Raw genomic sequence first — 8,831 nt, forward strand, 5'->3', positions numbered from 1 at the left:
ATTTTGATTTACAAGTTGCCGCAGATTACTCGAAAGGAGATAGAAGCGATGTTTAGTTTAAGCGAGTTAAGACAGACGCGTGTGTTTCAGGAGGCCCTAGAGGAAGGTCGCCAAGAAGGTCGCCAAGAAGGTCGTCAAGAAGGTCGCCAAGAAGGTCGCCAAGAAGGTCGCCAAGAAGGTCGCCAAGAAGGTCGCCAAGAAGGTCGCCAAGAAGGGGAAATCATCGGAAAATTGGCTTCTGTTCCCTTATTATTGCGAGCGGGGGTTAATCCCGAAGAAATCGCCGCTTCCCTAGGATTATCTCTCGAACAGGTCTTAGAAGTGGCTCGTTCGCCGGAAGATAGCGATCGCTAGGATATTTTTCAGATTTCGCCAGTAGAGATATAATTTCCTTATCTTCCTTTCCCCCTTTCTTGGATGCTACCCTTACTAAAAAAGCTCTGGAATTGGCTAAAATCGCTCTTTATAGGCAGTCCGAAGGCAGTTAACCCCGAAAAAGTCCAAAAATCCCCTCCAGAACCCAGCGATGGCGAATATGAAGGGATATTGATGGGTTTATTCGAGCAGGTGGCGGCGGGAACCACTACCGGTGGGTTACGGGGATGGCTATACAGTCGCTATTGTAACGATAAAAAGCTGGCGCGGTGGCTAGGGGTCAAAAGCGAGGAATGGCTACAGTATCCAGAAGATTATCAAACTTTAGGGCGGGATTTGGCGGCTTTAGGGAAAGTGATGACGGGAAATCTGGGGGAAGTGTCCCAACGGATTAGCCTCCAGTTACGCGACGCAGTGAGGGATGTTTCCAGTGTGGAGGGGGAAAATCTAGGTTCAACGGAGACGGATTTAACGGAAGTCCAAAAATTCTATCAACTTTTGAATCAAGGGAAAACTTCAACAACTCAAAGACTATCCACTGCTAATAATATCCCGATTGTTCAGGATGCCGAATTCTGGTTTGAGCAAGGAAACCAGAAATACATGAATGGGGATTTTATCGGCGCGATCGCATCCTACGATCGAGCTTTAGAATTTAAACCCGATGACCATGAAGCTTGGTACAACCGAGGGAGTGCGTTAGGTAATTTAGGAAGGGATGAAGAAGCGATCGCATCCTTTGATCAAGCTTTAGAAATTAAACCCGATTACCATGAAGCTTGGAACGGCCGAGGGGTTGCGTTAGATAACTTAGGAAGGTATGAACAAGCGATCGCATCCTACGATCGAGCTTTAGAAATTAAACCCGATCTTCATGAAGCTTGGTACAACCGAGGGATTGCGTTAGATAACTTAGGAAGGTATGAAGAAGAGATCGCATCCTTTGATCAAGCTTTAGAGATTAAACCCGATTACCATCAAGCTTGGTACGGCCGAGGGGTTGCGTTAGATAACTTAGGAAGGTATGAAGAAGCGATCGCATCCTACGATCGAGCTTTAGAATTTAAACCCGATCTTCATGAAGCTTGGACCAACCGAGGGATTGCGTTAGTTAACTTAGGAAGGTATGAACAAGCGATCGCATCCTACGATCAAGCTTTAGAATTTAAACCCGATTTGCATCAAGCTTGGAACGGCCGAGGGATTGCGTTAGATAACTTAGGAAGGTATGAACAAGCGATCGCATCCTACGATCAAGCTTTAGAATTTAAACCCGATGACCATGAAGCTTGGAACGGCCGAGGGATTGCGTTAGATAACTTAGGAAGGTATGAACAAGCGATCGCATCCTACGATCAAGCTTTAGAATTTAAACCCGATTTGCATCAAGCTTGGTACAACCGAGGGGTTGCGTTAGTTAACTTAGGAAGGTATGAAGAAGCGATCGCATCCTACGATCAAGCTTTAGAAATTAAACCCGATTACCATTATGCTTGGAACGGCCGAGGGTGGGTCATTTGTTCTCTGAGCAAAAATCGCATTTCTACTCCTAGTCTAGAAGCTCTCATTTATCGTAAACCTATAGTAGCCCTTAATGACCGAGAACCCCATCTTTTCGCCCTCCGGGAGGCACTTCCCCACCTCATTCAAGGATCGCCTCCGTGGGGGCAAATTTATCGCTATCTAGGGGAAGCTTATCTGGAACATTCCCAGTATAAAGAGAAAGCTAGTCCCTATTGGCGCGAAGCAATCCGACATTATCAAATCGCTTTACCGATTCTCACCGAAAAAGACTTCCCCGAAGATCATTTAGAAATTCTGCAAGGATTGATCCGCGCTCATCTTTCCCTACAGGAAATCACTCAAGCGCGATTCTATCAACAACAGGGACGCGACCTTTTCACCCGACTACGCGCCCAGAAAGGCGATAAACCCGCTTTTGAGGCAAAATTCAGCAGTTTTAGTCACCTAGAAATCGATTTACTGATCGAGGAAAATCATCCCCTAGACGCAATTGAACAGGCAGAATTTTATAAAAATCGTTGCTTGACTTGGATTCTCGATAATTGGCAAGAAAACCCCACCAGTCCCGATTATGCCACTATCCAAAGCCTGACAAGTCCGGATAAGGCGATTATTTACTGGTATCTCAGCGAGGACAATCTCACCACCTTTATTATCACCGCAGACGCTGATCCCGTAATTCTGGAAAGAGAGCAACGTTATCAACAGGCGCGACAGTTTCGGACTTGGTTAACCGAATGGGATAAACAATACCGCGACTATGCCAGTAAAAAAGAAACGGAGAATAAACAAAATCACCCTTGGAGATTGTCACTTAATGACCGTTTTGCCGAATTAAAGCGGATTTTACAGATCGATAAAATTCTCGCACATTTGCCAGTTTCCGTTAATTCCCTCATTCTCATCCCCCACCGGGATCTGCACCGCTTCCCCCTACATACCCTCTTCCCCGAAAAATACACCGCCACCTATCTCCCCTCTGCTCAGGTCGGTTTGCGTCCCCAGTCCGGCGATTTCTCCTATTCTCCCCTCCTCAGTGTCGAAGACCCCAAAACGGAGCAAAAACCCATGGATTTCGCCCAACTGGAATCGGCGATTATTAGCCATATCCTGCAACCGAGCGCGAGAATTAGCCCGAAAAAGGCCTCACGAGAAAATGTCCGCAAAGCCCTCGAAAATGCCTATAAAACCTTCCATTTCACCGGTCACGGCTTTTATGACTCTTTTCGCCCCCAAGCCTCTGCGATCGCCCTTAGCGATGGTTTATTGACCGTCCGGGATATCAACGGACTGAACCTCTCTAGTTACCGTCTCGTCTGTCTGGCTGCCTGTGAAACCGCTCTCACCGGTAAGGATGGCATTAACACCGAATACGTCGGCCTCGTCAGTGCTTTCCGGGCAGCGGGTGCGACTAATGTGGTCAGTACCCTCTGGCCGGTGAAGGAGATTTCTAGCTCCTGGTTTATGATTAACTTCTATCAAAGATTATTAGCGGGTGAATCCCCGGCTCTAGCTCTGAAAAATACACAAAATTGGTTAAAAAATATCACTTGGCAGCAACTAGCTGACTGGATCGAGCAACTTCGGCTACTTCCCTCCCTAATGGAAGGGGTCGATCGACTGGAGGTGAGGGCGGCGAATACTTTGAAGGAAGGCAGTACAATAGGGCTAGATCAACTAACAGAATATAGCGATCCTTACCATTGGGCAGCCTATACCCTGACTGGACAGGACTAAACTTATGGAAATTCCCAAAACAATTATCGATCTTGAAGCGCTGCTAATCGCCCTCGCACAGCAGACTGAACCCTTGCCAGAATATCTACAGCGATCGCTCAAAGAAATTGAACGATTATTAAGGGAAGAACAAACCCAGGCAGCAACACAATTGCGGCAACTTATCAAGGATTATCCTCCCCTAGAAAAAGCTTATAAAAAAGCGATCGAAGAATTAGACGCAGCCTATGCTAACCAAGAATGCACCAAAAGTTTAAGCGTCATTTTTCCCGATAGTTTAGATTTCGAGACCATATTTATTAATGATGTTATTCCTAGCCAAGATTGGGTAAAAACTGCCCAAAAATTAGCCCGATTCCCCCTTGATAAGGGGGGTGCTACTTCTTCTCGATTTTGGGATAAAGCCGATCGCCTGATGGTGGTGACGGTGGGAGGTGCGGCCCTAGGGGGAGCGATTGCGGGAGTTTACGGCGCGTTTATTGGTGCGATATTAGCGGCGGGCTGCGGATGGTATATTACCTTTAGAAAAACAAAATCAGCATAAATTTTTGATGAAGATTGTTAACATTGAAAACTTTCTTTTGTTAATCGGAACTTTGGTCATTACCGCAAGCGTGGCACTGGTTACAAAAAAACAGCCAAGACGGGGAAACAATAAATCTTATCTAGAAATTCTTTTCGTTTCTGGGTTGAGTTTATCGGCTGTATTTGCCATGTCTAAGGTGGTCTATAAAGTGTTAACCGATGAAAATTTTCAGAATTGCCTTGGCGAGGATAGTCAAATCCTTCTTTTGTTAGCTGCTGTTCTCGGTATCTATATTTCTATTAAAGAGATTTGGAAATTATTTGAAGCGAACTAATAGGAATACCAGCTTTATCCATATCCAAAAGTTATACTAAATTCTGTTGAGAAGGTGTAGAATGGGGGCGTTGGGTTTCATGCTTCAATCCAACCTATGTTCTATAAACATTATCAGTAAACCCCAAAAAAAAGGAAGCTAAATCATGAAAATTACTATCGATATTCCCGATGAATTGCTTCAACATTACAACTACAATAATCTTCCCCGTGAAATTTTAGAGGCTTTGGTGGTGCAGGCCTACCGATCGGAAAAAATCACCAGCGCCGAGGTCGGACGTATTTTAGGTCTATCTTCTCGTTGGGTGGTGGATGCTTTTTTAAAAAACCATGATACCGATTTACATTACGATGAAGTCGATCTAGAGAGCGATCGCAAGACTCTTCAGCAACTTCGCAACAAACACGATCATAGTCTTTTATGATAGTCGTTTCTGATACCTCACCTATCAACTATTTACTGCTCATTGACCAGATCGACCTATTCCCCCGCTTATTTGGACAGATTATCATTCCCGATGTGGTTCGCGGTGAAATGCTTGATGCAGATGCACCGGCCATTCTTCAGCAATGGATCGCCAATCCACCCTCTTGGCTTATCATTGAGGCTGTTCAAACGATTGATGAAACCCTAAATATTCTCGACCCCGGAGAACAGGCCGCTATCACCCTCGCTCAAACCTTACCCGCCGATTTGCTGATTATCGATGAACGCTTGGGTCGGCGAATTGCCAGCGAGCGGGGAATTCCTATTATTGGCACTCTCGGAATTTTAGACGACGCATCAAGCCGAGGCTTAATCGAGCTTTCAGATACTATAGCCCGACTACAACAGACTAATTTTCGCATTTCTCACCGCATAATTGAGAAATTGCTTGAAAATAGGGAATAAATTGTTAAAAAACTAAACGAACCTTCAGTCCGATCGCAATTAACCCCAAAGAAGTCAAAAATCCCCCTTCAGAACCTCGTGACACTAATAACTAATAACTGAATAAAACTACATTCCCATAATTTCGTAACCGGAATCTACATAAATAATCTGTCCGGTAATACCACTGGAAAGATCACTGGCTAAAAAAGCGGCCGTATTTCCCACCTCAATTTGTGTCACCGTGCGATGTAAAGGCGCGATTTCTTCCACATGATGGATCATATCAAGAATTCCCCCCACGGCTGAAGATGCTAAGGTGCGAATTGGACCGGCGGAAATACCGTTAACTCGGATCTTTTGGCCCCCTAATTCCGCGGCTAAATAGCGAACACTCATTTCTAAACCGGCTTTTGCTACCCCCATTAAATTATAGTTAGGAATTACCTTGACACCACCGAGATAGGTAAGAGTGATAATACTTCCCCCTTCCGTCATCAAAGGTTTAGCCGATCGCGCTAGACGGGTTAGGGAAAAAGTGCTAATATCTAGGGATTTAGTGAAAGCTTCCCGGGGAATGGCGGTAAAATCGCCCGTTAAACCCTCTTTATCGGCAAAAGCGAGACAGTGAATCAAAATATCCAGTTTGCCCCATTTTTCCGCCACTGTAGCGAAAGTATCTTCTACCTGTTGGTCATTTTGGACATCGCAGGGGACATAAAAAGCGGGATTAAGTTCATCGGCCAATTCTCGCACTTTTTTCTCAAAACGGCCTTTTTCGTCGGGGAGATAGGTGACACCGATATTTGCACCAGCTTGATGGAGTTGTTGGGCAATTCCCCAAGCGATCGAGCGATTATTGGCAATTCCTGTCACTAGGGCGTTTTTTCCCGTTAAATCTAACATAGTTCTCGTTTCTCTTACAAAAATCTCCCCAATAGCCGACCCCAGCGAGATTCGGTATAATAGGGATACAGATAAGGGGGCAGCAATGATCACCCCTTCCCCATTGTCTGGCAAAAAGCGCCCAAAACTTTTCCCAGTTTAGGCAGCGGTTATGTTTAATAGAGGTGACACTCGTTGCATAATAAAAACAATTTTCCCCTTTTTTGGATGTGAGATGGACTTATCATTAATACAAGACAAACCCCTAGCAGATGTGTTCCGTCGAATCGGCAGCGGCAATTTCCCCCCGGTGGTGGAATTGTTCGAGCGTGGCAAAACTATCTTTTTCCCGGGAGATCCGGCCGAAAGAGTCTATTTTTTGCTTAAAGGAGCGGTTAAGTTATCGCGAGTCTATGAAGCGGGAGAAGAAATTACCGTGGCTCTACTGCGGGAAAATAGCGTCTTTGGTGTGCTATCCTTACTCACCGGTCAGCGATCGGATCGTTTTTATCATGCCGTGGCTTTTACTCCGGTAGAATTACTCTCGGCCCCGATCGAGCAGGTAGAAAGGTCCCTCCGCAATAATCCCGATTTATCAATGTTGATGCTGCAGGGTTTGTCCTCGCGGATTCTGCAAACGGAAATGATGATCGAAACCTTGGCTCACCGGGATATGGGTTCACGTTTGGTCAGTTTTTTATTAATTCTCTGTCGTGATTTTGGGGTTCCCACCACCGATGGTATCCGGGTTGATCTAAAATTGTCTCACCAAGCGATCGCAGAAGCGATCGGTTCTACCCGCGTCACTGTCACCCGTTTATTGGGAGAGCTGCGGGATCAAGAAATGGTCTCAATTTACAAGAAGAAAATTACTGTCCATAATCCCGTCGCTCTCAGTCAACAATTTACTTAAATTCTGGATGACTAGCGCTTATATTTTAGTTTTGGCCATCGTGGTTTTAGGTGGTCTGATAGCGGCGGTTGGCGATCGCATAGGGAGTCGTATCGGTAAGAAAAGGATGCGTTTATTTAATCTGCGTCCGAAACAAACCGCAACTTTAATGACGATTGTAACGGGAATTTTGATCGCCGGTTCGACTTTAATTGTCTTGTTTGCTTCTAGTAAATCCCTGCGTCAAGGAGTTTTTGAACTGGATCGTCTTTTAAATGAACGTCGTGCCGCTATTAAGGATTTGGAAAGTCAGGTGAGAAAAACCACCGAACAGAAAAATCAGGTGGAAAAGGCTTTAAAAACGGCTAAAAGTGAACAGATAGCTGTGCAGAAACGTCTAGAGGTTCTTAACAAAAATTATCAAGCTTCTCGTCAACGTTTGCGATTAGTTTCGGGACAGTTGGAAAAGTTTCGGAAGGAAGTGGCTAATTTAAATAATGAACGAGTCATTTTAACTAATCAAAAGGCACAGTTAACCAGTCAACGGGATCAATTGTTCCAACAAAAATCAATTCTTTCTAGTCAGATAAATCAACTACAAACCACCGTTCAAGTTAGAGATAAAGAGTTGGCTAATCAACAAAAGTTATTAACAGCTAGACAAGCGCGACTTCAACAGTTAGAGACTCAACAAAAAACCCTACAGCTAGAAATTGATCGCCGGGATCAACGTATTGGAGAACTCGATCGCTCGATTGTGGATAAAAATTTGGCTTTGGAACAGCGTGAGGGAAAATTAAAAGATTTAGAAACCCAAATGGCTTTTCTTAAGCGGGAAGTGGAAGTTTTAGAACAATACTATCAAACCTATCAAGAATTGCGGGAAAAACAAATCGCTATTTTCCGGGGACAGGTGTTATCTTTTGGAGCTTTTCGTATTGTTGATCCCCAAGCTATTGTCACCGTTATTGATAAGTTATTGCGAGAAGCGAATATGAATGCTATCCGTGCCACCCAACCGAATCAGCCTAATTTTGACCAGCGTTTAGTTAAGATCACAAAAGCACAGGTAGAACAGTTAAGTCAACAATTACAGGACGGTAAAGAATATGTGGTGAGAATCCTTTCAGCAGGTAATTATGTCTTAGGAGAAAGCGAGATTCGTGTCTTTGCTGATGTGGTTCCCAATCAAAGAGTTTTTGAGGAGAAACAGGTAATCGCTGCCGTTTCCATCGATCCCCAAAATATGACAGAAGAAGACCTACAAAAGCGCTTAGATTTACTTTTAGCTTCGGCTCAATTTCGCGCTAGAAGTGCGGGAGTTTTAGGGTCAATTCAAGTGGAAGATGGGTTATTAACTACGGTAGTTAACTTTATTGGTCAAGTCAAAAAGTCGGGTAATTCTATCGAGACACTTGAGGCAATTGCTGCTAGTAAAACGAATACATCTGGACCTTTAACTTTGCGTTTAGTGGCGGTAAAAGATGGTAAAATTGTTTTTAGTACGTCTTCTTAAAAGATAGCTAAAGTTAGGAGTTGAGATTAAAATCAATTCCTTCGTAAATATCAGCAAGATTTAAGCTAATTCCTAAGGAATCCAGAGAGATAATTCCCCTAGCTGGGATGTATTCTTGCAGTAACCAATGATTTTCTGATGTTTTGCTATAGGATTCTATTAGTATCTCCCC

Annotated in this window: 8 protein-coding genes and 2 pseudogenes; 8 read left to right on the plus strand and 2 right to left on the minus strand. The window is 44.2% G+C overall.

Annotated elements, in window-relative coordinates:
* The 6 genes and pseudogenes from EWV84_RS01520 to EWV84_RS01545 all read left to right on the plus strand — a co-directional run.
* Positions 1–354 (plus strand): annotated as a pseudogene (locus tag EWV84_RS01520) (Rpn family recombination-promoting nuclease/putative transposase); the annotation flags it as partial.
* Between the two features lie 63 nt (positions 355–417).
* The gene (locus EWV84_RS01525; protein ID WP_287075965.1) at positions 418–3,636 is read left to right on the plus strand and encodes a CHAT domain-containing protein; all 3,219 of its coding nucleotides are present in this window, start codon (positions 418–420) and stop codon (positions 3,634–3,636) included.
* Positions 3,637–3,640: 4 nt separating this feature from the next.
* Complete coding sequence (locus tag EWV84_RS01530) at positions 3,641–4,180, plus strand: hypothetical protein (protein ID WP_287075966.1); 540 nt, start codon at positions 3,641–3,643, stop codon at positions 4,178–4,180.
* A 7-nt stretch (positions 4,181–4,187) separates the two neighbouring features.
* On the plus strand, positions 4,188–4,496 hold the full coding sequence (locus EWV84_RS01535; RefSeq protein WP_287075967.1) for a hypothetical protein: 309 nt from the start codon (positions 4,188–4,190) through the stop codon (positions 4,494–4,496).
* 145 nt (positions 4,497–4,641) lie between these two features.
* A complete protein-coding gene (locus tag EWV84_RS01540; RefSeq protein ID WP_286825822.1) occupies positions 4,642–4,920 on the plus strand; it encodes a UPF0175 family protein in 279 nt (92 codons plus the stop codon).
* On the plus strand, positions 4,917–5,387 hold the full coding sequence (locus EWV84_RS01545; RefSeq protein WP_002797557.1) for a PIN domain-containing protein: 471 nt from the start codon (positions 4,917–4,919) through the stop codon (positions 5,385–5,387). Before EWV84_RS01540 ends, EWV84_RS01545 begins: the two co-directional genes overlap by 4 nt.
* A 108-nt stretch (positions 5,388–5,495) precedes the next feature.
* On the opposite strand, the gene fabI is transcribed toward EWV84_RS01545, so the two are convergent.
* Positions 5,496–6,272, minus strand: a complete 777-nt coding sequence (fabI, locus tag EWV84_RS01550) for an enoyl-ACP reductase FabI (RefSeq protein ID WP_002740281.1) — start codon at positions 6,270–6,272, stop codon at positions 5,496–5,498.
* 214 nt (positions 6,273–6,486) lie between these two features.
* On the opposite strand from fabI, the gene ntcA reads away from it, so the two are divergent.
* On the plus strand, positions 6,487–7,164 hold the full coding sequence (ntcA, locus tag EWV84_RS01555; protein ID WP_002750097.1) for a global nitrogen regulator NtcA: 678 nt from the start codon (positions 6,487–6,489) through the stop codon (positions 7,162–7,164).
* A gap of 7 nt (positions 7,165–7,171) precedes the next feature.
* Positions 7,172–8,659 carry a DUF3084 domain-containing protein gene (locus EWV84_RS01560; RefSeq protein WP_287075968.1) on the plus strand — a complete coding sequence of 496 codons (1,488 nt, stop codon included), beginning with the start codon at positions 7,172–7,174 and terminating at the stop codon, positions 8,657–8,659.
* Between the two features lie 13 nt (positions 8,660–8,672).
* On the opposite strand, the pseudogene EWV84_RS22715 reads toward EWV84_RS01560, so the two are convergent.
* A pseudogene (locus tag EWV84_RS22715) lies at positions 8,673–8,831 on the minus strand (Uma2 family endonuclease); the annotation flags it as partial.

Origin of the sequence: Microcystis sp. M_QC_C_20170808_M3Col, assembly GCF_007095505.1 — a bacterium.
In the GTDB taxonomy this organism is placed as follows: domain Bacteria; phylum Cyanobacteriota; class Cyanobacteriia; order Cyanobacteriales; family Microcystaceae; genus Microcystis.